Origin of the sequence: Vibrio chanodichtyis (assembly GCF_028863985.1) — a bacterium.
Lineage (GTDB): Bacteria > Pseudomonadota > Gammaproteobacteria > Enterobacterales > Vibrionaceae > Vibrio > Vibrio chanodichtyis.
On the sequence record NZ_JARBFT010000006.1, the window covers coordinates 145,299 to 167,638 of the forward strand.

Annotated in this window: 32 protein-coding genes; 23 read left to right on the top strand and 9 right to left on the bottom strand. The window is 48.6% G+C overall.

Annotated elements, in window-relative coordinates:
• Nucleotides 1-5: 5 nt before the first annotated feature.
• The 17 genes from rplN to rplQ all read left to right on the top strand — a co-directional run bounded on the left by rplN (nucleotide 6) and on the right by rplQ (nucleotide 8,567).
• Nucleotides 6-377, top strand: coding sequence for a 50S ribosomal protein L14 (rplN, locus tag PUN32_RS08395; protein WP_166014261.1), 372 nt, complete (start codon nucleotides 6-8; stop codon nucleotides 375-377).
• Between the two features lie 12 nt (nucleotides 378-389).
• Nucleotides 390-707: a 50S ribosomal protein L24 gene (gene rplX / locus PUN32_RS08400; protein WP_000729176.1), complete on the top strand. Its 318-nt coding sequence runs from the start codon at nucleotides 390-392 to the stop codon at nucleotides 705-707.
• A gap of 24 nt (nucleotides 708-731) precedes the next feature.
• Entirely contained in the window at nucleotides 732-1,271 is a 540-nt protein-coding gene (gene rplE / locus PUN32_RS08405; protein WP_001096208.1) for a 50S ribosomal protein L5, read from the top strand.
• Between the two features lie 17 nt (nucleotides 1,272-1,288).
• Entirely contained in the window at nucleotides 1,289-1,594 is a 306-nt protein-coding gene (gene rpsN, locus PUN32_RS08410; RefSeq protein ID WP_166014262.1) for a 30S ribosomal protein S14, read from the top strand.
• Between the two features lie 29 nt (nucleotides 1,595-1,623).
• A complete protein-coding gene (rpsH, locus tag PUN32_RS08415) occupies nucleotides 1,624-2,016 on the top strand; it encodes a 30S ribosomal protein S8 (RefSeq protein ID WP_000062614.1) in 393 nt (130 codons plus the stop codon).
• A 14-nt stretch (nucleotides 2,017-2,030) separates the two neighbouring features.
• Nucleotides 2,031-2,564, top strand: coding sequence for a 50S ribosomal protein L6 (rplF, locus tag PUN32_RS08420; protein ID WP_166014263.1), 534 nt, complete (start codon nucleotides 2,031-2,033; stop codon nucleotides 2,562-2,564).
• A 9-nt stretch (nucleotides 2,565-2,573) separates the two neighbouring features.
• Nucleotides 2,574-2,927 carry a 50S ribosomal protein L18 gene (gene rplR / locus PUN32_RS08425; protein WP_000358092.1) on the top strand — a complete coding sequence of 118 codons (354 nt, stop codon included), beginning with the start codon at nucleotides 2,574-2,576 and terminating at the stop codon, nucleotides 2,925-2,927.
• A 14-nt stretch (nucleotides 2,928-2,941) separates the two neighbouring features.
• Nucleotides 2,942-3,445: a 30S ribosomal protein S5 gene (gene rpsE / locus PUN32_RS08430; protein ID WP_001040927.1), complete on the top strand. Its 504-nt coding sequence runs from the start codon at nucleotides 2,942-2,944 to the stop codon at nucleotides 3,443-3,445.
• A 6-nt stretch (nucleotides 3,446-3,451) separates the two neighbouring features.
• On the top strand, nucleotides 3,452-3,628 hold the full coding sequence (gene rpmD, locus PUN32_RS08435; RefSeq protein ID WP_000201159.1) for a 50S ribosomal protein L30: 177 nt from the start codon (nucleotides 3,452-3,454) through the stop codon (nucleotides 3,626-3,628).
• 5 nt (nucleotides 3,629-3,633) lie between these two features.
• Entirely contained in the window at nucleotides 3,634-4,068 is a 435-nt protein-coding gene (gene rplO, locus PUN32_RS08440; RefSeq protein ID WP_166014264.1) for a 50S ribosomal protein L15, read from the top strand.
• A gap of 20 nt (nucleotides 4,069-4,088) precedes the next feature.
• On the top strand, nucleotides 4,089-5,423 hold the full coding sequence (gene secY / locus PUN32_RS08445; protein WP_274722690.1) for a preprotein translocase subunit SecY: 1,335 nt from the start codon (nucleotides 4,089-4,091) through the stop codon (nucleotides 5,421-5,423).
• A gap of 37 nt (nucleotides 5,424-5,460) precedes the next feature.
• The gene (gene rpmJ / locus PUN32_RS08450) at nucleotides 5,461-5,574 is read left to right on the top strand and encodes a 50S ribosomal protein L36 (RefSeq protein ID WP_039969906.1); all 114 of its coding nucleotides are present in this window, start codon (nucleotides 5,461-5,463) and stop codon (nucleotides 5,572-5,574) included.
• A 149-nt stretch (nucleotides 5,575-5,723) separates the two neighbouring features.
• Complete coding sequence (gene rpsM, locus PUN32_RS08455; protein ID WP_000090771.1) at nucleotides 5,724-6,080, top strand: 30S ribosomal protein S13; 357 nt, start codon at nucleotides 5,724-5,726, stop codon at nucleotides 6,078-6,080.
• 19 nt (nucleotides 6,081-6,099) lie between these two features.
• A complete protein-coding gene (gene rpsK, locus PUN32_RS08460; protein ID WP_001118870.1) occupies nucleotides 6,100-6,489 on the top strand; it encodes a 30S ribosomal protein S11 in 390 nt (129 codons plus the stop codon).
• Between the two features lie 27 nt (nucleotides 6,490-6,516).
• Nucleotides 6,517-7,137 (top strand): 30S ribosomal protein S4, encoded by a 621-nt coding sequence (gene rpsD / locus PUN32_RS08465; RefSeq protein WP_166014266.1) that lies wholly within the window; start codon nucleotides 6,517-6,519, stop codon nucleotides 7,135-7,137.
• A gap of 24 nt (nucleotides 7,138-7,161) precedes the next feature.
• Nucleotides 7,162-8,154, top strand: coding sequence for a DNA-directed RNA polymerase subunit alpha (locus PUN32_RS08470; RefSeq protein WP_166014267.1), 993 nt, complete (start codon nucleotides 7,162-7,164; stop codon nucleotides 8,152-8,154).
• A 26-nt stretch (nucleotides 8,155-8,180) separates the two neighbouring features.
• A complete protein-coding gene (gene rplQ, locus PUN32_RS08475) occupies nucleotides 8,181-8,567 on the top strand; it encodes a 50S ribosomal protein L17 (RefSeq protein ID WP_001216360.1) in 387 nt (128 codons plus the stop codon).
• Between the two features lie 375 nt (nucleotides 8,568-8,942).
• On the opposite strand, the gene PUN32_RS08480 is transcribed toward rplQ, so the two are convergent.
• Nucleotides 8,943-9,563 carry an FKBP-type peptidyl-prolyl cis-trans isomerase gene (locus PUN32_RS08480; RefSeq protein ID WP_274722696.1) on the bottom strand — a complete coding sequence of 207 codons (621 nt, stop codon included), beginning with the start codon at nucleotides 9,561-9,563 and terminating at the stop codon, nucleotides 8,943-8,945.
• Nucleotides 9,564-9,821: 258 nt separating this feature from the next.
• Here PUN32_RS08480 and PUN32_RS08485 point away from each other — a divergent pair, with 258 nt between their 5' ends.
• Entirely contained in the window at nucleotides 9,822-10,388 is a 567-nt protein-coding gene (locus PUN32_RS08485) for a LysM-like peptidoglycan-binding domain-containing protein (RefSeq protein WP_274722697.1), read from the top strand.
• A 14-nt stretch (nucleotides 10,389-10,402) separates the two neighbouring features.
• Here the strand turns inward: PUN32_RS08485 and PUN32_RS08490 are convergent, their stop codons facing one another.
• On the bottom strand, nucleotides 10,403-10,873 hold the full coding sequence (locus PUN32_RS08490; RefSeq protein ID WP_274722698.1) for a GNAT family N-acetyltransferase: 471 nt from the start codon (nucleotides 10,871-10,873) through the stop codon (nucleotides 10,403-10,405).
• A 199-nt stretch (nucleotides 10,874-11,072) separates the two neighbouring features.
• On the opposite strand from PUN32_RS08490, the gene dbpA reads away from it, so the two are divergent.
• The 5 genes from dbpA to cysC all read left to right on the top strand — a co-directional run bounded on the left by dbpA (nucleotide 11,073) and on the right by cysC (nucleotide 16,673).
• Nucleotides 11,073-12,455 (top strand): ATP-dependent RNA helicase DbpA, encoded by a 1,383-nt coding sequence (dbpA, locus tag PUN32_RS08495; protein WP_274722699.1) that lies wholly within the window; start codon nucleotides 11,073-11,075, stop codon nucleotides 12,453-12,455.
• A gap of 272 nt (nucleotides 12,456-12,727) precedes the next feature.
• The gene (cobA, locus tag PUN32_RS08500; RefSeq protein ID WP_274722700.1) at nucleotides 12,728-13,594 is read left to right on the top strand and encodes a uroporphyrinogen-III C-methyltransferase; all 867 of its coding nucleotides are present in this window, start codon (nucleotides 12,728-12,730) and stop codon (nucleotides 13,592-13,594) included.
• Nucleotides 13,595-13,649: 55 nt separating this feature from the next.
• Nucleotides 13,650-14,558, top strand: coding sequence for a sulfate adenylyltransferase subunit CysD (gene cysD, locus PUN32_RS08505; RefSeq protein WP_274722701.1), 909 nt, complete (start codon nucleotides 13,650-13,652; stop codon nucleotides 14,556-14,558).
• 17 nt (nucleotides 14,559-14,575) lie between these two features.
• Nucleotides 14,576-16,009 (top strand): sulfate adenylyltransferase subunit CysN, encoded by a 1,434-nt coding sequence (cysN, locus tag PUN32_RS08510; RefSeq protein ID WP_274722702.1) that lies wholly within the window; start codon nucleotides 14,576-14,578, stop codon nucleotides 16,007-16,009.
• Nucleotides 16,010-16,016: 7 nt separating this feature from the next.
• Nucleotides 16,017-16,673, top strand: a complete 657-nt coding sequence (gene cysC / locus PUN32_RS08515) for an adenylyl-sulfate kinase (RefSeq protein WP_274722703.1) — start codon at nucleotides 16,017-16,019, stop codon at nucleotides 16,671-16,673.
• A 63-nt stretch (nucleotides 16,674-16,736) separates the two neighbouring features.
• Here the strand turns inward: cysC and PUN32_RS08520 are convergent, their stop codons facing one another.
• The 7 genes from PUN32_RS08520 to PUN32_RS08550 all read right to left on the bottom strand — a co-directional run bounded on the left by PUN32_RS08520 (nucleotide 16,737) and on the right by PUN32_RS08550 (nucleotide 22,197).
• A complete protein-coding gene (locus PUN32_RS08520; RefSeq protein ID WP_274722704.1) occupies nucleotides 16,737-17,633 on the bottom strand; it encodes a TIGR03899 family protein in 897 nt (298 codons plus the stop codon).
• 197 nt (nucleotides 17,634-17,830) lie between these two features.
• Nucleotides 17,831-18,355: a DUF3299 domain-containing protein gene (locus PUN32_RS08525; protein ID WP_274722705.1), complete on the bottom strand. Its 525-nt coding sequence runs from the start codon at nucleotides 18,353-18,355 to the stop codon at nucleotides 17,831-17,833.
• A gap of 51 nt (nucleotides 18,356-18,406) precedes the next feature.
• Nucleotides 18,407-19,666, bottom strand: a complete 1,260-nt coding sequence (locus tag PUN32_RS08530; protein ID WP_274722706.1) for an ABC transporter permease — start codon at nucleotides 19,664-19,666, stop codon at nucleotides 18,407-18,409.
• Nucleotides 19,663-20,379 carry an ABC transporter ATP-binding protein gene (locus tag PUN32_RS08535; protein WP_274722755.1) on the bottom strand — a complete coding sequence of 239 codons (717 nt, stop codon included), beginning with the start codon at nucleotides 20,377-20,379 and terminating at the stop codon, nucleotides 19,663-19,665. The genes PUN32_RS08530 and PUN32_RS08535 overlap by 4 nt, the downstream gene beginning before the upstream one ends.
• 81 nt (nucleotides 20,380-20,460) lie before the next feature.
• Nucleotides 20,461-21,135, bottom strand: coding sequence for a zinc uptake protein ZrgA (gene zrgA, locus PUN32_RS08540; RefSeq protein ID WP_274722707.1), 675 nt, complete (start codon nucleotides 21,133-21,135; stop codon nucleotides 20,461-20,463).
• Nucleotides 21,136-21,183: 48 nt separating this feature from the next.
• On the bottom strand, nucleotides 21,184-21,474 hold the full coding sequence (locus tag PUN32_RS08545; protein WP_274722708.1) for a DUF2607 family protein: 291 nt from the start codon (nucleotides 21,472-21,474) through the stop codon (nucleotides 21,184-21,186).
• A 171-nt stretch (nucleotides 21,475-21,645) separates the two neighbouring features.
• Nucleotides 21,646-22,197 carry a YtfJ family protein gene (locus PUN32_RS08550; RefSeq protein WP_274722709.1) on the bottom strand — a complete coding sequence of 184 codons (552 nt, stop codon included), beginning with the start codon at nucleotides 22,195-22,197 and terminating at the stop codon, nucleotides 21,646-21,648.
• Nucleotides 22,198-22,340: the final 143 nt, after the last annotated feature.

Consider the following 22,340-nt stretch of genomic DNA (forward strand, 5'->3'; position numbering starts at 1 on the left):
CTAACATGATCCAAATGCAAACTACCCTGGATGCAGCTGATAACTCAGGCGCTCGCAGCGTAATGTGTATTAAGGTTCTGGGTGGCTCTCATCGTCGTTACGCCCACGTTGGCGACATCATCAAAGTTACTGTTAAGGAAGCAATTCCTCGCGGTAAAGTGAAAAAAGGTGATGTATTAAAGGCGGTGGTAGTTCGCACCCGTAAAGGCGTACGTCGTCCAGACGGTTCTGTCATTCGCTTCGACCGTAATGCTTGCGTACTGTTGAACAACAACAGTGAGCAACCAATCGGTACACGTATCTTTGGTCCAGTGACTCGTGAACTTCGTAATGCGAAATTCATGAAGATTGTATCACTGGCTCCAGAAGTTCTGTAAGGAGCGGCAACAATGGCAGCTAAAATCCGTCAAAATGACGAAGTAATCGTTCTTGCTGGTAAAGACAAAGGCAAGAAAGGTAAAGTAACGAAGGTTCTGGCAACTGGTAAAGTTATCGTTGAAGGTATCAATCTAGTTAAGAAACATCAGAAACCTGTTCCTGCAATGGGTGTCCAAGGCGGCATCGTTGAGCAAGAAGCAGCAATCGACGTTTCTAACATTGCGATTTTCAACGCAGCAACTGGTAAAGCAGACCGCATCGGTTTCCGTTTTGAAGATGGCAAGAAAGTTCGTTTCTTCAAGTCTAATAACGAAATCGTTTCTAACTAATTAGAAGTAATTTGGAGTTCTACTATGGCGAAACTGCATGATTACTACAAGTCGTCTGTAGTCGCTGAACTGACCAAACAGTTCAGTTACACAAGCGTCATGCAAGTCCCTAGAATTGAGAAAATCACCCTCAATATGGGCGTTGGTGAAGCAATCAACGATAAGAAACTACTCGAAAATGCAGCGTCTGATATGGCGATCATCTCTGGCCAAAAGCCACTGATCACTAAAGCGCGCAAATCTGTAGCTGGTTTCAAAATCCGTGAAGGCTACCCAATCGGTTGTAAAGTAACCTTGCGTGGCGAACGCATGTGGGATTTCTTAGAGCGTTTGATCTCTATCGCTCTTCCACGTGTACGTGATTTCCGCGGTGTTAACGGCAAGTCTTTTGACGGTCGTGGTAACTACAGCATGGGCGTTCGCGAGCAAATCATCTTTCCGGAAATCGACTACGATAAAGTCGATCGTGTACGCGGTCTTGATATCACTATCACGACTACCGCTGGTACCGATGAGGAAGGCCGTGCTCTGCTGGCTGCCTTTAACTTCCCATTCCGTAAGTAAGGTGAAGGGTTACTGTTATGGCTAAACAATCAATGAAAGCACGTGAAGACAAGCGTGCGAAGCTGGTAGCTCAGTTCGCTGAAAAGCGTTCAGCTCTGAAAGCTATCATCAGCGATGTAAACGCATCTGAAGAAGATCGTTGGAACGCGGTTCTTAAACTGCAATCTCTTCCACGTGATTCAAGTCGTTCTCGTCAGCGTAACCGTTGCAACCAAACTGGTCGCCCACACGGTTTCCTGCGTAAGTTCGGTCTAAGCCGTATTAAAGTTCGTGAAGCTTGCATGAAAGGCGAGATTCCAGGACTTCGTAAGGCTAGCTGGTAATTGCCACTTAATCATTTGGAGTAAAGTTTATGAGCATGCAAGATCCGATTTCGGATATGCTGACCCGCATTCGTAACGGTCAGGCAGCAAACAAAGTTGCTGTAAAAATGCCTTCTTCAAAGCTGAAAGTTGCAATTGCTGCACTTCTGAAAGCAGAAGGTTATATCGCTGATTTCGCTGTTGAAGGCGAAGTAAAAGCTGAGTTGGAAATCACTCTTAAGTATTTCCAAGCAAAACCAGTAATCGAGCAAATCAAACGCGTTTCTCGTCCAGGTCTTCGTGTTTACAAGAAGAAAGACGAGCTGCCATCTGTAATGGGTGGTCTAGGCGTTGCTGTCGTTTCCACTTCCAAGGGTCTGATGTCAGACCGCGCTGCTCGTAAAGCAGGTCTTGGCGGTGAAATCATTTGCTACGTAGCATAATTAAGGAGTAGAACATGTCTCGTGTTGCTAAAGCACCTGTCGCTATTCCAGCTGGCGTAGAGGTGAAACTGAACGGCCAAGAGATCACTATCAAAGGTGCTAAAGGCGAACTTTCTCGCGTTTTCCACAAAGGTGTAGTGATCGCACAAGAAGACAACCAACTGACTTTTGGTCCACGTGAAGGCGTAGCCAATGCATGGGCACAAGCAGGTACTGCACGTGCTCTAGTTAAGAACATGGTTGTTGGTGTTACTGAAGGCTTTACTAAGAAACTCGTACTGAAAGGTGTTGGTTACCGTGCTGCTATGAAAGGCAACGCTGTAGGCCTGACTCTGGGTTTCTCTCACCCTGTTGAGCATGAACTGCCAGCGGGTATTAAAGCTGAATGTCCTAGCCAAACTGAAATTGTACTGACTGGTTGTGATAAGCAAGTAGTTGGTCAAGTTGCGGCTGACATTCGTTCTTACCGCGCGCCTGAGCCATACAAAGGCAAAGGTATTCGTTACGCAGATGAAAATGTGCGTAGTAAAGAAGCTAAGAAGAAGTAAGGTAACACTATGGATAAGAAAGCATCTCGCATCCGTCGTGCTACACGTGCACGTCGTAAGATTGCAGAACTGGGTGCAACTCGCCTAGTAGTACACCGTACTCCTCGTCACGTGTACGCACAAGTGATTGCAGCTAATGGCTCTGAGGTTATCGCCGCCGCTTCTACTGTAGAAAAAGCGATCCGTGAGCAAGTGAAATATACCGGTAACATCGATGCAGCGAAAGCAGTGGGTAAAGCTGTTGCAGAGCGCGCTCTTGAAAAAGGCGTAACTGTAGTTGCGTTCGATCGTTCTGGTTTCCAATACCACGGTCGAGTAGCAGCGCTAGCAGATTCTGCTCGCGAAGCTGGTCTGAAATTCTAAGGTAGGGTTGGAAGATGGCTAAAGAACAACAAGTTCAAGCGAATGATTTGCAAGAAAAATTAATCGCAGTTAACCGTGTTTCTAAAACGGTTAAAGGTGGTCGAATCATGAGCTTTACTGCACTGACTGTAGTTGGTGACGGTAACGGTCGTGTAGGTTTCGGTTACGGTAAAGCCCGTGAAGTACCTGCAGCGATCCAAAAAGCAATGGAAAAAGCACGTCGTAGCATGGTTACGATCGCGCTGAACGAAGGTACTCTTCACCACCCAGTGAAAGGTCGCCACTCGGGCTCTAAAGTTTACATGCAGCCTGCTGCAGAAGGTACTGGTGTAATCGCAGGTGGTGCGATGCGTGCAGTTCTTGAAGTTGCTGGTGTACACAACGTTTTGTCTAAAGCGTACGGTTCTACTAACCCAATCAACATCGTTCGTGCAACGATTGATGCGCTAGTGGACGTGAAGTCACCAGAAATGGTTGCTGCTAAGCGTGGTCTAACTGTTGAATCAATTTCGGAGTAAGAACACATGGCAACTATTAAAGTAACTCAAACTAAAAGCTCAATTGGTCGCCTGCCAAAGCATAAAGCTACACTGCGCGGTTTAGGTCTTCGTAAAATCAACCACACAGTAGAACTTGAAGATACGCCATGTGTTCGTGGCATGATCAACAAGGTTTACTACATGGTTAAAGTTGAGGAGTAATCATAATGCTATTGAATACTCTATCGCCGGCAGCGGGTTCTAAACATGCTCCTAAGCGTTTAGGTCGTGGTGTTGGTTCAGGCCTTGGTAAAACAGGTGGCCGTGGTCACAAAGGTCAAAAGTCACGCTCTGGCGGCAAAGTTCGTCCAGGTTTTGAAGGCGGTCAAATGCCTCTGAAACAGCGTCTACCAAAATTCGGTTTCACTTCTCGTAAGAGCTTTGTGACTGCTGAAGTTCGTCTGTCTGAACTGGCGAAAGTAACTGGTGACGTAGTTGATCTGAACGCTCTGAAAGCAGCAAACCTTGTTACTAAAAACATTGAGTTTGTGAAAGTTGTTCTTTCTGGCGAGATTAACAAAGCAGTGACTGTAAAAGGTCTGCGCGTGACTAAAGGCGCTAAAGCTGCAATCGAAGCTGCAGGCGGTAAAATCGAGGAATAATCTCGAGGATTGAGGTACAGATGGCTAGAAAACCAGGACAAGATTTTCGTAGTGCTCAGAGCGGCTTAAATGAACTAAAGTCGCGCTTATTCTTTGTAATTGGTGCACTTTTAGTATTCCGAGCCGGCTCTTTTGTGCCGATCCCTGGTATTGACGCTGCTGTACTTGCCGAATTGTTCGAACAGCAAAAAGGTACCATCGTTGAAATGTTTAACATGTTCTCCGGTGGTGCCCTTGAGCGTGCATCTATTTTAGCACTGGGCATCATGCCGTATATTTCGGCGTCAATTGTTGTCCAGTTGCTAACAGTAGTTCATCCCGCGTTAGCCGAACTCAAGAAAGAGGGTGAAGCAGGCCGTCGTAAGATCAGCCAATATACGCGTTACGGCACGCTTGTACTTGCAACATTCCAAGCGATTGGTATTGCAACAGGCTTACCAAACATGGTCAACAATCTGGTTGTTATCGACCAAACCATGTTTACCCTGATTGCGACCGTGAGCTTAGTAACCGGTACCATGTTCTTAATGTGGTTAGGTGAACAGATTACAGAGCGCGGAATTGGAAATGGTATTTCGATACTGATTTTTGCAGGTATTGTTGCTGGATTGCCTTCGGCAATCGGTCAAACAATCGAGCAAGCGCGTCAAGGTGAACTGCATGTACTTCTTCTGCTGTTAATTGCAGTGTTAGCTTTTGCTGTGATTTACTTGGTTGTTTTCATGGAGCGTGGTCAACGTCGAATCGTTGTTAACTACGCGAAGCGTCAACAAGGTCGTAAAGTGTTCGCAGCGCAAAGCACTCACCTGCCGTTGAAAATCAACATGGCTGGTGTAATCCCTGCGATCTTTGCGTCAAGCATTATCTTGTTCCCAGGAACATTGGCGCAGTGGTTTGGTCAGAACGGTGAAAGCAGCGCATTCGGTTGGTTAACCGATGTGTCTTTAGCATTGAGCCCAGGCCAGCCTCTGTATGTAATGCTTTATGCAGCGGCGATTATCTTCTTCTGTTTCTTCTATACAGCGTTGGTGTTTAACCCACGTGAAACAGCAGACAACTTGAAGAAGTCTGGTGCATTCGTACCCGGTATCCGCCCAGGTGAACAGACAGCGAAATATATCGATAAAGTGATGACACGTTTAACCCTTGCGGGCGCACTGTATATTACTTTTATCTGTCTGATCCCTGAGTTCATGATGGTTGCGTGGAACGTACGTTTCTACTTTGGCGGCACATCACTACTGATTGTCGTTGTCGTGATCATGGACTTTATGGCACAGGTACAGACCCATTTGATGTCTCATCAGTATGAGTCTGTGTTGAAAAAAGCAAATCTGAAAGGCTATGGCCGTTAATACGGCAGCAGTTCAGATAGATTTACGGAGTTTAGCAATGAAAGTTCGTGCTTCCGTTAAAAAAATCTGCCGTAACTGTAAAATTATCAAGCGTAACGGTGTCGTTCGCGTGATTTGCAGTGAGCCAAAGCACAAGCAGCGCCAAGGCTAATTAGCAGAAATTTTTTACTTGAAAATTAAGGTAGTGTCGAGTATATTCCTCGGCCTACCTTTTGCGTGCAAAAGAAGTAGTATACCGCAACGTATCCTCGACGGGCTTTGTTGCGGGTAATTCTTTGATGAAAGTACTAGGAGTGCATAGTGGCCCGTATAGCAGGCATTAACATTCCTGATCATAAACATGCTGTAATCGCACTAACTGCGATTTACGGGATCGGTAAAACCCGTTCAAAAGCTATTTTAGCTGATTTGGGTATTGCTGAGAGTGTTAAGATCAGTGAACTAACTGAAGAGCAGATCGATCAACTGCGTGATGGTGTAGCTAAGTACACTGTAGAGGGTGATCTACGTCGTGAAGTTTCCATGAACATCAAGCGCCTAATGGATCTTGGTTGTTACCGTGGTCTTCGTCATCGTCGCAGTCTACCACTACGTGGACAGCGTACTAAAACCAACGCTCGCACCCGTAAGGGTCCGCGTAAGCCGATCAAGAAATAATCGGGAAGGGTAGAGTACAATGGCTAAACAACCAACTCGCGCACGTAAGCGTGTACGCAAGCAAGTTGCTGATGGCGTAGCGCATATCCACGCATCTTTCAACAACACAATCGTTACCATTACAGACCGTCAAGGCAATGCTCTTGCTTGGGCTACTGCTGGTGGTTCTGGTTTCCGCGGTTCTCGTAAGTCTACTCCGTTCGCTGCACAAGTTGCTGCTGAGCGTTGTGCTGAAATGGCTAAAGAATACGGCCTAAAGAACCTAGAGGTTATGGTTAAGGGTCCTGGTCCAGGTCGTGAATCTACTGTTCGCGCTCTGAATGCAGCTGGTTTCCGTATCACGAACATCGTTGATGCTACACCAATCCCTCATAACGGTTGTCGTCCACCGAAGAAACGTCGCGTTTAACGTTTCTAGGAAGATTGGAGAAAGATCATGGCAAGATATTTGGGTCCTAAGCTGAAGCTTAGCCGCCGCGAAGGTACTGACTTATTCCTTAAGTCAGGCGTTCGTGCGATTGATACCAAGTGTAAAATTGATAACGCACCAGGCGTACACGGCGCTCGTCGCGGTCGTCTGTCTGAGTATGGCGTTCAGCTTCGTGAGAAGCAAAAAGTTCGTCGTATTTATGGCGTTTTAGAAAAACAATTCCGTAACTACTACAAAGAAGCTGCGCGCCTGAAAGGCAACACAGGTGAAAACCTGCTTCAGCTTCTGGAAGGTCGTCTGGATAACGTAGTTTACCGTATGGGTTTCGGTGCGACTCGCGCTGAATCACGTCAGCTGGTTAGCCACAAAGCTATCCTAGTGAACGGTAAAGTAGTAAACGTTCCTTCTTTCAATGTTGCGGCAAACGACGTTGTTGCAGTTCGTGAGAAAGCGAAAAAGCAATCTCGCATTAAAGCAGCTCTAGAAGTTGCTGAACAACGCGAAAAACCAACTTGGATTGAAGTCGATGTAAACACGATGGAAGGTACTTTCAAGCGTCTGCCTGAGCGTTCCGATCTGTCGGCTGACATCAACGAACAATTGATCGTCGAGCTTTACTCTAAGTAAGGTTTAAACTAAAGAGAGGACACAATGCAGGGTTCTGTAACAGAATTTCTTAAGCCACGTCTTGTTGATATCGAACAAATTAACACGACACACGCAAAAGTAACTCTTGAGCCGTTAGAGCGTGGTTTCGGTCACACTCTGGGTAATGCACTTCGCCGTATTCTTTTATCTTCAATGCCAGGTTGTGCTGCTACTGAAGTAGAGATTGAAGGCGTTCTTCACGAGTACAGCACCAAAGAAGGTGTTCAGGAAGATATCCTTGAGATTCTCTTGAACCTGAAAGGTCTGGCTGTTCGCGTTGCCGAAGGCAAAGACGAAGTGTTCATTACACTGAACAAATCAGGCTCGGGCCCTGTGGTTGCAGGTGACATCACCCATGATGGTGATGTAGAGATCGTAAACCCTGAACACGTTATTTGTCATCTAACTGCTGACAATGCTGCGATCGCTATGCGTATCAAAGTAGAACGTGGTCGTGGTTATGTTCCAGCTTCTGCCCGTATCCATACCGAAGAAGACGAGCGTCCAATTGGTCGTCTGCTTGTTGATGCCACTTTCAGCCCAGTAGACAAAATTGCCTACTCAGTTGAAGCGGCTCGTGTTGAGCAGCGTACTGACTTGGATAAACTCGTTATCGATATGGAAACGAATGGTACTCTTGAGCCTGAGGAAGCAATCCGTCGTGCAGCAACTATTCTTGCTGAGCAATTGGATGCGTTCGTAGATCTTCGTGATGTACGTGTACCTGAGGAGAAGGAAGAGAAGCCAGAATTCGATCCGATCCTACTGCGTCCTGTAGACGATCTTGAACTAACAGTTCGCTCTGCTAACTGTTTGAAAGCAGAAGCGATTCACTACATCGGTGATCTGGTACAGCGCACTGAGGTTGAGCTTCTTAAAACGCCAAACCTCGGTAAGAAGTCTCTTACAGAGATTAAAGACGTGCTTGCATCACGTGGTCTGTCTCTGGGCATGCGTCTAGAAAACTGGCCGCCAGCGTCAATCGCTGAAGATTAATCGATAATAGTTAGAAGGATTAGGTCATGCGCCATCGTAAGAGTGGTCGTCAACTCAACCGCAACAGCAGTCATCGCAAAGCGATGTTCAGCAACATGGCTAGCTCTCTAGTACGTCATGAAGTTATCAAGACTACTTTGCCAAAAGCGAAAGAGCTGCGTCGCGTCGTTGAGCCTTTGATTACACTAGCTAAGACTGACAGCGTTGCTAACCGTCGTCTAGCATTTGCTCGCACTCGTGATAACGAAGTGGTAGCAAAACTGTTTAACGAATTAGGTCCACGTTTCGCTGCACGTCAAGGCGGCTACACTCGTATTCTGAAGTGTGGTTTCCGTGCAGGTGACAAAGCTCCAATGGCATACATTGAGCTGGTTGATCGCCCAGAAGCTGCTGTTGAAGCTGCTGCTGAGTAATCAATTCGTCATGCAATAAAAGAGCCGGGCTAGCCCGGCTTTTTTTATGGCTGTTTTTTTTGCTGTATTTGGCTTGTAAACGGAGTGCGATGTGATTGGCACACTATGTTACAGGCACTCTATCGCGATAGGTTTGCTGGATATTGTGGCTACCGTTCGCCTAGCGACTCTTCTTGGTTGTGGCTGGTGTTTTATTAGCGCCACTACTGGCAAAATCTAGACTCACAGTCCCGCGACACTGACCACTCGCCTAATCCGATTCAAGCGCGACCTATTGGTGTCACTGTCATCGTCATCAACGCCATTATTGAGTCTATAAAAAAGAGCGACCCTTAGGATCGCTCTTTATCGTTGTTGGTCAGCACAAAGACAATATTACAGAATATCTAACAGCTCTACTTCGAAAACCAGTGCTGCAAATGGTGGAATAGCGGCACCTGCGCCACGCTCACCATAAGCCAGGTCTTGTGGAATGTAGAGTTTCCATTTTGAACCGACCGGCATCAGTTGCAATGCTTCAACCCAACCACGGATCACGCCAGTCACTGGGAATTCAGCAGGTTGACCACGAGAGACAGAGCTGTCGAACACAGTACCATCGACCAGTTGGCCATGGTAGTGAACACGAACTGATTTGTCGGCAGTTGGGATAGCACCGTTGCCTTCGACCAATACTTCGTATTGCAGGCCAGACTCAAGAACCGTGACTTCTGAACGCAGCGCGTTATCTTGCAGGAACGCTTCGCCTTCTGCAGCCGCGACTTTAGCAGCCTCTTGGTGTGCTTGTTCTGCACGCATATGCATGGTTTGTAGGGCTTGGTTGATTTCATCTACTGAAATTGCAGGTTGTTCGCCAACCAGTGCGGTTGCGATACCAGCGGCAATCGCTGCCACATTCAGACCTTCTAAGCCGCTACCCGCCAGTTGTTGACCCATTTGCAGGCCAATGCCATAACTGGCTTTTTGTTCTACGGTTTCAAATGTTACTTCAGACATAAAAGTCACTCTTGGTCGTTCAATAAAGGCGACAGAATAACAGGTTAGGCTGAGTGATGAAACGGTTATCCCATGTGGGGGTGCTATGCCAAGTAAGTGGGTTATGGTCCTGCATCGCGGCATTGGCTTGTGACTTAGCGCAGAAAGTTCAGCAAAAAATTTCAAGTTTGTGTCAAGCTTTGGCTTTCATGCGACTCGACTCTATACTCTAACCTTATGAATTTTTATACTGTAGGCTAGTAATTAAAGGATTTGAACATGAATCGCCGCCACAAGAAGCCGCCGCAAACTGATTATCTGGCCTTGGTACAAAATTTTTGGCAACGACTGGATTGGCCGCGCTATCGTCAGCGGTTGCAAGAGTTATGGCTCGCACTGCCGCTGCGGCATCGGCGAAGTTTGATGGTGCTGATTCCCGTTGTGCTCGGCTTGATGGTGATCCCATTGCCGGAGAAGTCAACCGCACTCAACGCAGCGCCTGCGGCTGCGCAGCGGATTGAAGTCGGGATCAATACTCAGAGTTTGAGTGAACAAGGTTCTCCAACGCCGAGTGAGCTCAAATCATCGGCGTGGCAAGAGTACGTGGTTCGCCAAGGTGATACTTTATCGCAAGTGTTTCGGATTAATCAGCTGCCATTAAGTGATATTAATGGTTTGGTCAAGGTTGAAGGTGCCGACAAGCCGCTTAGCCAAATTCAAGCAGGTCAACTGCTCCGTTTTAAATTGGCGGAAAATGGTCAGTTGGATATTTTGCAACTGGAGCGCAATAGCCAATCAGTGATGTTCTTTCGCCTCTCTGATGGCGGTTTTGGGCGCAGCAAATAAGATGACTGCGCAGTTTAGTCTGCGCAGCGCTCAGATCCGTCCCTAATCATATCGATGTGCCAAATCCCATCCTCGAGATAGGGCTCGGAGGTGGCGCTAAAGCCATAGCGAGCATAAAACTCACCAAGATACTGTTGCGCGCCAATTTCGATGGTTTGTTGTGGCCATAAACGTTGGCACTGCTCAAGTACGGTCTGCAATAATTGATGTCCAAGCCCATTGCCCCGCGCGCTGGCCTTGGTCGCCACTCGGCCAAAGCTGACATTCGAGTAACTTACCCCAGGCGGCAGTAAACGTGCGCAAGCCACTAATTGTGATCCTTGATAGCCAAGCAAATGTTGCACGCCGCTGAGGCGATCCTTGTCATCCAATTCGGGATAAGCACAGCACTGCTCTACCACGAAGACGTCCACTCTGAGTTTAAGCAGTTGGTACAGCTGTTCGGTGGTTAATTGGCAAAAAGGCACACATTGCCAGTGGATCATGATTATCTCCTTGATAATAAAGTTAATGCTCGTGGTTTGATTAGGTTTGAACTGCGCTGAACGGGGGTAATTATTACTGCGTAGCGCCGTTTTCTCTAGCGTTAAGCATAGGGCTAAAAATTTAAATCAAGATTCACTGGAGCTGAGGCGTAAAATAACGATAATAGCGCTTCTTTTTTCATCACACTAAGGATCCCCCTTGAACACCAACTCTTTTGCGGCTTTGAACCTGAAGCCTGAATTACTCGCGAACCTTGAAACGATGGGGTTTGCCACAATGACTCCGATTCAGGCGCAATCTCTTCCCGCAATCCTCAATCAACAGGATGTGATTGGTCAAGGTAAAACGGGCTCGGGCAAAACGGCTGCTTTTGGTCTTGGGGTATTGTCTAATCTCAATGTGAAACGCTTTCGTGTGCAAGCCTTAGTGTTGTGTCCAACTCGTGAACTTGCCGATCAAGTGGCGACCGATATTCGAACCTTAGGCCGTACCATCCACAACATTAAAGTGTTGACCTTGTGTGGCGGGATGCCGATGGGGCCACAGATTGGCTCGTTGGAACATGGCGCGCATATTTTGGTTGGCACACCAGGGCGTATTTTGGATCACCTGAGTAAAGATCGTATCGATCTTAGCGAACTCAACACGCTGGTGCTGGATGAAGCGGATCGCATGTTGGAAATGGGCTTCCAAGAAGCGTTAGAAGCGATTGTGGCTGCAGCACCTACTGATCGCCAAACCTTGCTGTTTAGCGCCACTTTCCCAGCCAGCATTGAGAAAATTGCGCAAAATGTTACCCGTAATGCAACGATGATCCAAGTCGCCGCCACTCATGATACCTCAACCATTCGCCAATATTTTTATAAGGTGGATGGCAGCGAGGCGCGTGATCAAGCGCTTGAAACGCTGCTGTTACATCATCAACCTAGCTCAGCGGTGGTTTTTTGTAATACCAAGCGAGAAGTGCAAAATGTCGCCGATGCCTTGCATCAAGCCGGCTTTAGTGTGATTGAATTGCATGGTGACTTAGAGCAGCGTGAGCGCGACCAAGCGTTAGTCCAATTTGCCAATAAGAGCATCTCGATTTTGGTGGCTACTGATGTGGCTGCGCGTGGTTTGGATGTGGATAACCTCGATGCGGTATTTAACTACGATTTATCACGCGATCCTGAGGTGCATGTACACCGTATCGGTCGTACAGGCCGAGCAGGCAGCAAAGGTTTGGCATTTAGCTTTTTTAGCGATAACGAAAGCTACCGTGTGGCACAAATTGATGAATACATGGATATCGCGATTGAACCGGCTACCTTGCCACAGCCGACCGCTGGCGCGCGTCCATATTTGTCCAACATGGTCACGATTCAGATTGATGGCGGTAAAAAAGACAAAGTTCGTCCCGGTGATATTCTCGGGGCATTGACCAGTGATGGTGAGCTGACGGCGGCGCAGATCGGCAAGATTAACCTCTTCCCGATGCGTGCTTATGTGGCGGTGGATAAAAAAGTGGTGCACAAAGCCCTCAACAAAATCGCCAACGGTAAGATGAAAGGACGCCAGTTCCGCGCTCGTTTACTCAAATAATCCCATAATGTTTGCTCAGCCATACAGCGCTATGGCTGAGACTCCATAATGTGAATCCCAATCCGCAGCACTGTGACATCGCAGCGCTGCGTGACCCACTTAGCCAATCCGACCTTTGCCAGTTATGCACTTACGGTGCTAAACCTTACATACTCCTATATCAGCTTTTGGAATAAAGAATGAAATTATAGAATTTCAGGTAATAATCAGAACTGCGCATAATGCCTGCAACAGACCCCATAGGATTTCAGGTAATAAGCAGGAGCTTGATTATGTCGCAGGATGCGCTAGCCACTTTTGGTCAATCCCCTCGTTTTTCGGTAGTCGAAGGTTCCAGTTATCTGCGTGCGGCCCGTAGCCAACTGTCAGCGGGCGAAGTCGCGTTAGTTGGCGCAGGACCGGGCGATCCTGAACTGCTGACCGTGAAAGCACTCAGCTATCTGCAGCAAGCGGATGTGGTGCTGTATGACCACTTAGTTTCCGAACCCATCATGGCGCTTATCCCAAGTACGACGATTTTGGTCTGCGTAGGCAAACGTGCCGGTCATCACAGTGTGCCACAAGCGAAAACCAATCAATTGTTGGTCGATTTTGCTCGGCAAGGTTATCGCGTAGTGCGGCTTAAAGGGGGCGATCCTTTTATGTTTGGCCGTGGTGGTGAGGAGCTCGAAGTGCTGTTTGAGGCTGGGGTCAAATTTCAAGTTGTGCCCGGCATTACTGCCGCCGCTGGAGCCACCGCGTATGCCGGTATTCCATTGACGCACCGTGATTATGCGCAGTCTGCGCTCTTTGTGACTGGGCATTTACAGGCACAAGCCGAAGCATTGGATTGGTCAACCTTAGCGCGTGGCCAGCAAACTTTAGTCATCTATATGGGGCTTGGCAACGCAAGCATGATTAGTGAGCAATTACAGCTGCATGGTCGCCAAGCCAGCACTCCCGTCGCCATCATCGAACGTGGTACGCAAACTACCCAGCAAGTGCAAATTGGTACGTTACACAACTTGCCGAGTTTGGCGGCCAGTGCGGCGGCTCCCGCGCTGATTGTGGTCGGTGAGGTGGTGACGCTGGCGGCTAAGCTGCACTGGTTTGGTGCTTGCGCTACGCCAATCTCGCGTGAGGCTGCGCAATTCGCTTAATGGTTAATCGGCTTAGTCGTGAAGTGGTTTCAGTCGCAAACAAGGAAGAGACAATATGGTTCAACAAGCTTTAACCCATTTACAACAGTTGGAAGCTGAAAGCATTCATATTATCCGTGAAGTGGCGGCTGAGTTTGCCAATCCGGTGATGATGTATTCGATTGGTAAGGACTCCTCGGTAATGCTGCATTTGGCGCGTAAAGCGTTTTATCCAGGCAAAATTCCCTTTCCTTTGCTGCATGTTGATACCGACTGGAAGTTTCGCGACATGATCACATTTCGCGATGCGACCGCTAAAAAATATGGTTTTGAACTGCTGGTACATAAAAATCCACAAGGATTAGCCGCGGGGATTAACCCGTTTGTGCACGGTTCGGCCAAGCATACCGACATTATGAAAACCCAAGCCTTGAAGCAAGCGCTTAACAAGTATGGTTTTGATGCCGCTTTTGGTGGTGCGCGGCGAGATGAAGAAAAATCGCGAGCTAAAGAGCGAGTCTATTCATTTCGCGATAAAAACCATACTTGGGATCCGAAAAATCAGCGTCCAGAGCTATGGCGAACCTATAACGGCCAGATCAACAAAGGCGAAAGCATACGGGTGTTTCCACTCTCTAACTGGACCGAGCTGGATATTTGGCAATACATCTATCTCGAACAGATCGACATTGTGCCGCTGTATCTGGCGGCAGTGCGCCCTGTGGTCGAGCGAGATGGCATGTTGATCATGGTTGATGATCAGCGGATGCCCCTGCGTGATGGTGAGCAGATTGAGCACAAAAGCGTGCGTTTTCGCACCTTAGGTTGCTATCCATTGACCGGCGCCATTGAGTCGCACGCCAGTAGCTTGACCGAAATTATTGAAGAGATGCTGGTGGCGACCTCAAGTGAACGGCAAGGCCGTGCGATCGACCACGATCAGTCGGGATCAATGGAACTGAAAAAACGGCAAGGTTATTTCTAAGCATCGCAGGAAAGCGTATGAATAATGCAATCAAACAGCAGCTCGCTGAGCTTGGTATTGAAGCTTACCTCAAGCAGCACCAACACAAATCATTACTGAGATTGTTAACTTGTGGTTCGGTCGATGATGGCAAAAGCACTTTGATCGGCCGTCTGCTGCATGACACTAAACAGATCTATCAAGATCAGTTGGCTGCGGTGCATCACGATAGCCAACGAGTCGGCACCACAGGTCAGCGTCCAGATTTAGCCTTGCTGGTGGATGGCTTACAAGCCGAACGTGAACAAGGCATCACCATTGATGTGGCCTACCGCTATTTTTCAACCGAGAGCCGCAAATTTATCATTGCCGATACTCCGGGGCATGAGCAGTACACGCGCAATATGGCGACCGGTGCATCCAACTGCGATCTGGCGGTGATCTTGATTGATGCGCGTAAAGGGGTACTGGATCAAACCCGTCGCCATTCGTTTATCGCTCATTTACTGGGTTTACGGCATTTTGTGGTGGCGGTGAACAAGATGGATCTGGTCGATTACTCTGCATCGCGTTTTGAGCAGATCCGCGCTGAATATCTACAATTTGCTGAGCATCTACAAGGAGAGATTGATATTCAGATCATCCCTATCTCAGCCTTGGAAGGCGATAACGTGGTGGAACCAAGCCGCGTCATGGATTGGTATCAAGGTCCATCACTGCTGGAATTGCTGGAACAAGTGAATATTGATCGCGACAAGAGCGGGGCGGAATTTCGCTTTCCGGTGCAGTATGTCAATCGTCCCCATCTCGATTTTCGGGGTTTTTCCGGCACCATCGCCGCTGGAGTGATCAAGGTTGGCGATCAGATCAAAGTATTGCCATCGGGAAAAACCTCGCAGGTGACCCGGATTGTCACCTTTGATGGTGAGTTGTTGCAAGCCCAAGCTGGATTGGCGGTCACGCTAACCTTAGCCGACGAAATTGACATCAGCCGTGGCGATTTACTGGTGCAGGAAAATTCAGTGCTTGAGAGCACCCATCATCTGTTGGCCGATGTGGTGTGGATGACCGAGCAAGCGTTGCAAATCGGCCGTGATTACGACATTAAAATTGCCGGTAAAAAAACGGTCGGCCAACTACAAGCGCTGCACCATCAGTACGATATTAATAATCTATCCACTTATCCGGCGGAAAGTTTACCGCTTAACGGGATTGGTTTATGTGAGTGGACGTTTACCCAACCCGTCGCGATTGATCACTATCTGGCTTGTGCCGATACCGGCGGTTTCATCATCATCGATCGCCTAACCAATGTCACGGTCGGTGCGGGCTTGGTGCGTGAGAGCGTGCAGCATCGCCCAGCGCAAGCGACGCCATTCTCCAGCTTTGAGGTTGAACTTAATGCATTAGTGCGTAAACATTTTCCGCATTGGCAAGCTATCGATGTTAGTCGTTTAGGGCAAAGTGAGTGAGGATCGTATGACAGATCAAGCAGAGAATATGCGTGATCAGCGATGGGAGCGTCAGCCCAATATCGTGTGGTATTCTCATCGTGTGGATAAAACGCAACGTGCCACGCTCAAACAGCAGCGTCCGGCGGTACTTTGGTTTACGGGGTTATCTGGCGCGGGGAAGTCGAGCGTGGCGGGGGCTCTGGAATATCGCTTAGCCGAGCTTGGTTATCACACCTATTTGTTGGATGGTGATAATGTTCGTCACGGTTTATGCAGTGATCTCGGTTTTTCAGCGCAAGATCGACGCGAGAATATCCGACGAATTGGCGAATTGGCCAAATTGATGGCGGATGCGGGGTTGATTGTGCTGACTGCGTTTATTTCGCCCTATCGAGCCGAGCGGCAGATGGTGCGTGATTTGTTGCCGAGCGGTGAATTTATTGAGGTATATGTCAATACGCCGCTGGCCGTGTGTGAGGCGCGCGATGCGAAAGGTTTGTATCAAAAAGCCCGTGCTGGGGAAATTCGCCACTTCACTGGGATTGATTCCGAGTACCAAGCGCCACTCGATCCTGATATTGATCTACTGGCAGCAGAAAAAAGCATCGAAGCGTTAGTTGAGCAATGCCTCACTGAGTTGAGTTTGCGCGGCATTATTTCGCACAATGGTGTTACTGGTTGAGTGAGCGCGCCAAACTGGATGGCGTGTTCGTTGATGAGCAACCCATTTTTCAGTCATGTGTGGTCATACCGCATGATGCATTGAGTTGCTGACTTCTGTTTGCAGCGTGAATTTCTGATTCAGTAACGTGATCAACTGATCGTAGTAAGTCTGATTAAACTTATTGCCGAGTAAGCGACACAACTCATTACCAGTCGGACTGAAGCGATAATAGATCAGACGTACCGCTTTGCTATGGGGCTGTAACTGCAGGTGTTTACCTTGATAGTTGAGTAGGAGTGGCGGATCGGTTTCAATTTCACCAGACTCTAATTCAGTCGCGTGCAGTAGCCCAAGTTCAATCAGCACTAATAAACTGGAGTAGGGCAGCTGATGGCTACCGATATTGATGGTTTGAGTGGTGATGCGTTTCGCGAAACTGAGCAGGCTATGCTGGGCTTTGTAGCCAATCAGCAATTTTAAGCTACTACTCGCTCCAAAGCTGCAAGCTAAGCTCGCGGCACGTTGCAGAATTTGTGCCTCTTTCGGGGTCATGTTTTTTAGAACTTTGAGCGCCTTCATTGAGGTAAAACCTGGGTTGGTGACCTCACGTTTTAGCACTTGTGCCCACAACTGCTGCATTGCGCGGCTGTGAATATCTTGTGCCATGTCAAAAAAACGGTATAGCCAGTCAGGATCTGGGTCGCCGGAGCTTTCATTGCGGCAAGAGCTGTGAGCCAGTTTAATGATCTGCTCTAAGTTTTTTTGGCGCAGTTCTTTATGGTGACGTTCACGCTGTATCGCCCGCTCTAACAGGCTAGTTTTCGGTGTTTCGCTCAGTAATAGGCTATCTAAACCATGCTGACGGGCAATGCCTAAGATCCGGCTGGCGCTGTCTTTAAGATGCTGGGATTGTGTGCGTTGCTCTTGGTTGTGTGGCGTGTCATGCTCGATCACAACTGGCGTAGGATTGTCTGCCATGTGCTACCTGAAAATCTCTGCTACGGGGTGGACGTCGAGTGTAAAATTTACTCTGTTCACCGCTTGCCAGCCAGTTAAACTCTCGGATTTAGCGCATAATTTTGCGCTCTGATCGCAAAAGTGGTGACGGAGAAAGCTGCGGCAGGTTCGAGTGCGGGGATGTCAGCCTCCCGATATTGAGCCGAGAGGCTTAACACTTACATATCGTCGTATTCCGCGATGTCCGTGCCAATTAGGGTATAGGCGGTTTCGGCCAGATCATGACTGAGTGATTCGGTTTTCAATTCGCCAATCACATAAATCACATCCCATAGCTCTTGGATTGGAGCGCCTTTAGGAAACTTGACGTAAATAATCTGGTTAGGTGGCGGTGGTGGCACATGAATGCAAGCCCCAAAATAAGGGACCAACAAAAACTCGGTGACTTTTTTATCATCGCCCTCTAGCGGGATCACAAAGCCAGGAATTTTAACGTGGCTACCACTGAGCTCACGGCGTACCGTGCCAATCATCGACTGTTTGGCCGGCTCTGCGCCATTGTGATCGGCCATTGGCATGCCTTGCTGATCAAATAAATTGCGCTCATGTTCTGGAATTAAATCCAGCCAGTCGAGTTGTAGCAATTGCGGATCTTCTGCCTGATAAGTGCTTTGCTCGGCCAGCAGTGGGCTTGCATAACATGGAGCCAAGATCAGGCTCACCAGCAACATAAATTTTTTCATCCAATGCATCCTTGTCAACCGGCTGATGGTGAGCCGGTTGGTGATTGTATTTTATAAGCGAATCGTCATGCCATCACTGAGTGATTGGCGATAAGCGCGTAGGGCTGGGATCACTCCAATCATCATTCCAGCCAGTTGCACGTAACCGATCAACTGCCATTCATAAGCGGTGAGCCCTGCTAGCGCGATTTGAATGCCATATTGGCTGGCAATCATCGGTGCGGCTACCAGCAGCAGTAAATAGAGTAAGCTGACGCCAAGCCCGATGCCCAACAGGGTCAGCACGCTCGCTTCACTGACCAGTAAGGCAAACACATGATGCGGCCGTGCACCCATTGCGCGCAAGATCGACATCTCGCGTCGTCGTTCCTGCAAGCTGGTCAGCAAGCTACTGAGCATGCCGAGCAAGCCTGCTATCACCACAAAAACGGAGACGGCCATCAGTGCTTGCTCAGCGACGGACATCATACCCCACAACTCATGCAGTGCGACGCCCGGCATAATAGCGCTGAGCGGCTCGTACGGATAGCTATTGATCTGGCGTTGCAAGGCAAAAATTTGGATTTTCGATTTGACCCCTAGCAACATAGCGGTGATCTGTTTCGGGGTAAAATTGTGCTGCGCCAGTTGTTCGGCACTGCTGTGCTGACCAAGGTTGGCCCCTGATTCCCATCCGACATGGATCGCCTCTATCGCTTCTAAGGAAACATGCACCGTTTTATCGACTGGTGTGCCCGTAGGCGCCAAAATGCCGACCACAGTAAAGGGCAGGTTATCGTGGCGGCTAAAGCCGACATCGCTGATCCCGTGGGCGATGATCATTGGGCTGCCAATCTGATAGCCGAGCGATTTTGCCACATCGGAGCCAATGACGGCTTCAAAGAGGCCATTGAATTCAGTGCCTTGTGAAAAAGTAAGTGGTTGCTTACTTCCATAGCGGTAGTGCTCAAAATAGCTATGGTTAGTGCCAAGGACGCGAAATCCTTTATGTGAATCTCCCAAAGAGATCGGGATGGTCCATTTCACCGCCGGATGCTGGCTAAATTCTTGATAACTCTGCCAATCAATATTGTTGGTGGCGTTGCCAATTCGAAATACTGAATAGAGCAGTAAATTAACCTGACCAGAGCGTCCGCCAACGATGAGATCCGTACCGGCAATGGTATTGGCAAAGCTCTGCTTGGCTTGAGTGCGGATCCGCTCCACCCCGAGCAGCAATACCACGGCAATCGAGACGGTTAATACAGTTAACAGTGCGGTGGCTTTGCGGTTGAGTAGGCTTTTCCACGCCAAATTCAGGATAACTTTCATTGCCAACCTCCTGCACGATTGAGGGTCGGTAAGTGGACACTTCGCTCAAAAAGCTTTTCTAGTGTTGGGTCATGGCTAACAAACACTAAAGTGGAACCAACGCGTTCGGCTTCTTCACGCAGCAGAGCAATAAAAGCTTCACGGTTATCGTAATCGAGAGCAGAAGTCGGTTCGTCGGCGATGATGAGTTGTGGCTCACCCATCAGTGCTCGCGCCGCGGCGACGCGTTGCTGCTGGCCGATACTGAGCTCCGTCACCGGTTTATTCAATAAAGCGCTTGGCAGATGCAATCTGTCCAGCAGTGATTGCGCTTTGTGCGACAACGGACCATCCACTTGTTGTTTGCGCAGAGCGGAAAAGTGGCATGGTAAGGTCACGTTATCGAACACCGACAGATAAGGCAGTAGATTAAATTGTTGGAAAATATAGCCTATATGGTCGGCGCGGAAGCGATCGCGCTGACTGGCACTCAAGCGGCTTAAGTCACTGCCAAGTAAAGAGACGACACCTTGGGTTGCAGTGTTAATGCCGGTTAAAAGGCTCAGTAAGGTGGACTTGCCGCAGCCACTTGGGCCTTTGATAAACAGGTGTTCACCCCGAGCTATCTGTAAATGGGCAATATCCAAGGTGGGGGAACTGGCTCCCGGCCAACAGAACACCACATCATTCAACTCAATCACGGATGAAGTAGGATCAGAACGGTGAGCAGGCATCATGGCTCCTCATGTTTGCAGAGAAAATCAAAGCATCTCCAATGAGGGATGGGTGAGAGTCACCCATCCCGAGCACTGGAATTACAGTTTGATAAGTGTTTGCTTAGGGTTCAGTTGTAGCGCACTTTGCTGCTTTTCAGTTAACACATTAGCTTGGATTTGCTCGCTGCTTGGGAAATATTGGAACCATTGTGTATCGATCTGTTTGAGATTTTCGACCGCCTCACAGTGGAACTGATATTGAGCGCTGAACGAACCGTGCTGATGGTTGTCATGCTGATGATCGTCATGTGCATGGCCATCATGATCGTGGTGTTCATGTTCAGCGTGATCGTGCGCGGTGTGGTGATCATGGGTAGTATGGTTGTGTTGGTGCTTTTCACCGAGTTGATAAGCATGACGGTCTTGGTATTGCTTACCACCCAATGAGTATTGGATAAACACTTCACGTTTTTCGCAGCGGGCTTGCTGATTGATGATAAACAGTTGATCGGCATGGTGCAGTGTGGCGAGTGCTTGCTGCAAGGTGTGTTGCTGGGCCTCATTTTGTGGCTCATGCTCAAAGCCAAGCACATCGGCGCCTGGTGCGGTGATTTCAATCAGTAAGTCGTGACCATCTTGCGCGATATTTAGCTCCACTTGGCCATGTACATGTGCCTCGTGCTGACGATGTTGATGGTCAGTATGATGTTCGGCCAATACGTTGCCAGAGAGTGTCGCGCCAACCATCAGCGCAATCATTGTTGGGTAATGCATGAAAAACTCCTAATAAAACAAAAAAAGAAACAATCGGTTTGATTTGTTTTATGCCGCAGGTGGTGAGCGAGCAAAATAGGAGTGCAGCAGCAGCGTGCGTTGAATCGGCTGGGCAACTTGGCTTTGCGGTGGCGTTTGCGGCCACTGAGGCAGTCGCCACTGTGTGCTTGGCAATCCATGGTTAACCCCAGCAAATAACTGACAATCGTGCTGCCAATGGTGTTCAGGATGTGCATCGAGTTGGTGATCAATTACCGCTACGTTAAACCATAGCACGAGTGCCATCGTCAGCAGAGCGACGATGGATAAGCGCGATCGGTGCAACATAGGTTTGGGCATGATGGCAGACCTGCAGTGAATGAGGTTTGTTATAATATAACAATTCATCAATCAGGCAAGCAGTGATTCAGTGTACTGCGCGGATGTTCAATCGATGATTCGGTGAGCAAGTCAGCCCTTACTCACCGATGCTGCACGCGTTAAGTGGTTAACGCTGCCGATCTTGGCTGATCACAGCTGTTGCTCAATCAATCCAAGCACGCTGGCAATTTCGGCCTCGCTGAGTGCGCCTTCTTTCACCCACAGCACCTGACCTTGCTCATCTAGCACTATGATAGTGGAAGATTCGGCGGGTAGCTGCCATGCTTTAGCCACTGCACCGGATTTATCCAGCACCATCGATGACCAAGGGAATTGTTGCTTGCTGTCCTGCGCTGATGATTTCACCAGTGCACCGGTGCCCCACAGCGCATCATCTTGATTGATGATGGTGGTGGTTTGGTAGCGTTCGCTAGGAAATTTTGCCGCTGAGATTGCGGCCATTAATGGTGCATTGAGCTGTTTTGCGCTACTGCGTCCAGCGATGGCTTGGATCACGCGCACTTTGCCAACCATGTGTTGTGAGTTCCACGCTTGATAGCTGAATTGCTGTTGTTGGAGCTGGATTTCGCCATGTTGCTCGACAGTTACGGCTGGCACGGCTGCGCCAAGGGTTAGATTGTGGGCCAAGGCAAGGGTTGGTGAGCATGCCAAGAGTAAGGCAATCAAAGTTTTATTGTGCATTGAGTTATTTCCTTCGGTTAAACCGGCCAACATATAGCATATAAATGGTCGCCAGCGAAAAATTCTGCGGGCCTGCTTGCCGTGATCGCTTATGCTCGTGATGGCCAGCGATTTAACCATTTTCGTACAGACGCCACGCGGCA

Bases quoted from the DNA above. Each gene is read 5' to 3' on its own strand.
- zrgA (WP_274722707.1), bottom strand. From the start codon at position 21,135: ATGCATTACCCAACAATGATTGCGCTGATGGTTGGCGCGACACTCTCT.
- rplF (WP_166014263.1), top strand. From the start codon at position 2,031: ATGTCTCGTGTTGCTAAAGCACCTGTCGCTATTCCAGCTGGCGTAGAG.
- PUN32_RS08535 (WP_274722755.1), bottom strand. From the start codon at position 20,379: ATGCCTGCTCACCGTTCTGATCCTACTTCATCCGTGATTGAGTTGAAT.
- rplX (WP_000729176.1), top strand. From the start codon at position 390: ATGGCAGCTAAAATCCGTCAAAATGACGAAGTAATCGTTCTTGCTGGT.
- PUN32_RS08520 (WP_274722704.1), bottom strand. From the start codon at position 17,633: ATGGCAGACAATCCTACGCCAGTTGTGATCGAGCATGACACGCCACAC.
- rpmD (WP_000201159.1), top strand. From the start codon at position 3,452: ATGGCAACTATTAAAGTAACTCAAACTAAAAGCTCAATTGGTCGCCTG.
- PUN32_RS08480 (WP_274722696.1), bottom strand. From the start codon at position 9,563: ATGTCTGAAGTAACATTTGAAACCGTAGAACAAAAAGCCAGTTATGGC.
- cobA (WP_274722700.1), top strand. From the start codon at position 12,728: ATGTCGCAGGATGCGCTAGCCACTTTTGGTCAATCCCCTCGTTTTTCG.
- PUN32_RS08530 (WP_274722706.1), bottom strand. From the start codon at position 19,666: ATGAAAGTTATCCTGAATTTGGCGTGGAAAAGCCTACTCAACCGCAAA.
- PUN32_RS08470 (WP_166014267.1), top strand. From the start codon at position 7,162: ATGCAGGGTTCTGTAACAGAATTTCTTAAGCCACGTCTTGTTGATATC.
- rplR (WP_000358092.1), top strand. From the start codon at position 2,574: ATGGATAAGAAAGCATCTCGCATCCGTCGTGCTACACGTGCACGTCGT.
- rplO (WP_166014264.1), top strand. From the start codon at position 3,634: ATGCTATTGAATACTCTATCGCCGGCAGCGGGTTCTAAACATGCTCCT.
- PUN32_RS08545 (WP_274722708.1), bottom strand. From the start codon at position 21,474: ATGCCCAAACCTATGTTGCACCGATCGCGCTTATCCATCGTCGCTCTG.
- secY (WP_274722690.1), top strand. From the start codon at position 4,089: ATGGCTAGAAAACCAGGACAAGATTTTCGTAGTGCTCAGAGCGGCTTA.
- rplE (WP_001096208.1), top strand. From the start codon at position 732: ATGGCGAAACTGCATGATTACTACAAGTCGTCTGTAGTCGCTGAACTG.
- rpsN (WP_166014262.1), top strand. From the start codon at position 1,289: ATGGCTAAACAATCAATGAAAGCACGTGAAGACAAGCGTGCGAAGCTG.
- cysN (WP_274722702.1), top strand. From the start codon at position 14,576: ATGAATAATGCAATCAAACAGCAGCTCGCTGAGCTTGGTATTGAAGCT.
- PUN32_RS08485 (WP_274722697.1), top strand. From the start codon at position 9,822: ATGAATCGCCGCCACAAGAAGCCGCCGCAAACTGATTATCTGGCCTTG.
- rplN (WP_166014261.1), top strand. From the start codon at position 6: ATGATCCAAATGCAAACTACCCTGGATGCAGCTGATAACTCAGGCGCT.
- rpsH (WP_000062614.1), top strand. From the start codon at position 1,624: ATGAGCATGCAAGATCCGATTTCGGATATGCTGACCCGCATTCGTAAC.
- rplQ (WP_001216360.1), top strand. From the start codon at position 8,181: ATGCGCCATCGTAAGAGTGGTCGTCAACTCAACCGCAACAGCAGTCAT.
- PUN32_RS08525 (WP_274722705.1), bottom strand. From the start codon at position 18,355: ATGAAAAAATTTATGTTGCTGGTGAGCCTGATCTTGGCTCCATGTTAT.
- rpsK (WP_001118870.1), top strand. From the start codon at position 6,100: ATGGCTAAACAACCAACTCGCGCACGTAAGCGTGTACGCAAGCAAGTT.
- rpsD (WP_166014266.1), top strand. From the start codon at position 6,517: ATGGCAAGATATTTGGGTCCTAAGCTGAAGCTTAGCCGCCGCGAAGGT.
- rpsE (WP_001040927.1), top strand. From the start codon at position 2,942: ATGGCTAAAGAACAACAAGTTCAAGCGAATGATTTGCAAGAAAAATTA.
- cysC (WP_274722703.1), top strand. From the start codon at position 16,017: ATGACAGATCAAGCAGAGAATATGCGTGATCAGCGATGGGAGCGTCAG.
- rpmJ (WP_039969906.1), top strand. From the start codon at position 5,461: ATGAAAGTTCGTGCTTCCGTTAAAAAAATCTGCCGTAACTGTAAAATT.
- PUN32_RS08490 (WP_274722698.1), bottom strand. From the start codon at position 10,873: ATGATCCACTGGCAATGTGTGCCTTTTTGCCAATTAACCACCGAACAG.
- cysD (WP_274722701.1), top strand. From the start codon at position 13,650: ATGGTTCAACAAGCTTTAACCCATTTACAACAGTTGGAAGCTGAAAGC.
- PUN32_RS08550 (WP_274722709.1), bottom strand. From the start codon at position 22,197: ATGCACAATAAAACTTTGATTGCCTTACTCTTGGCATGCTCACCAACC.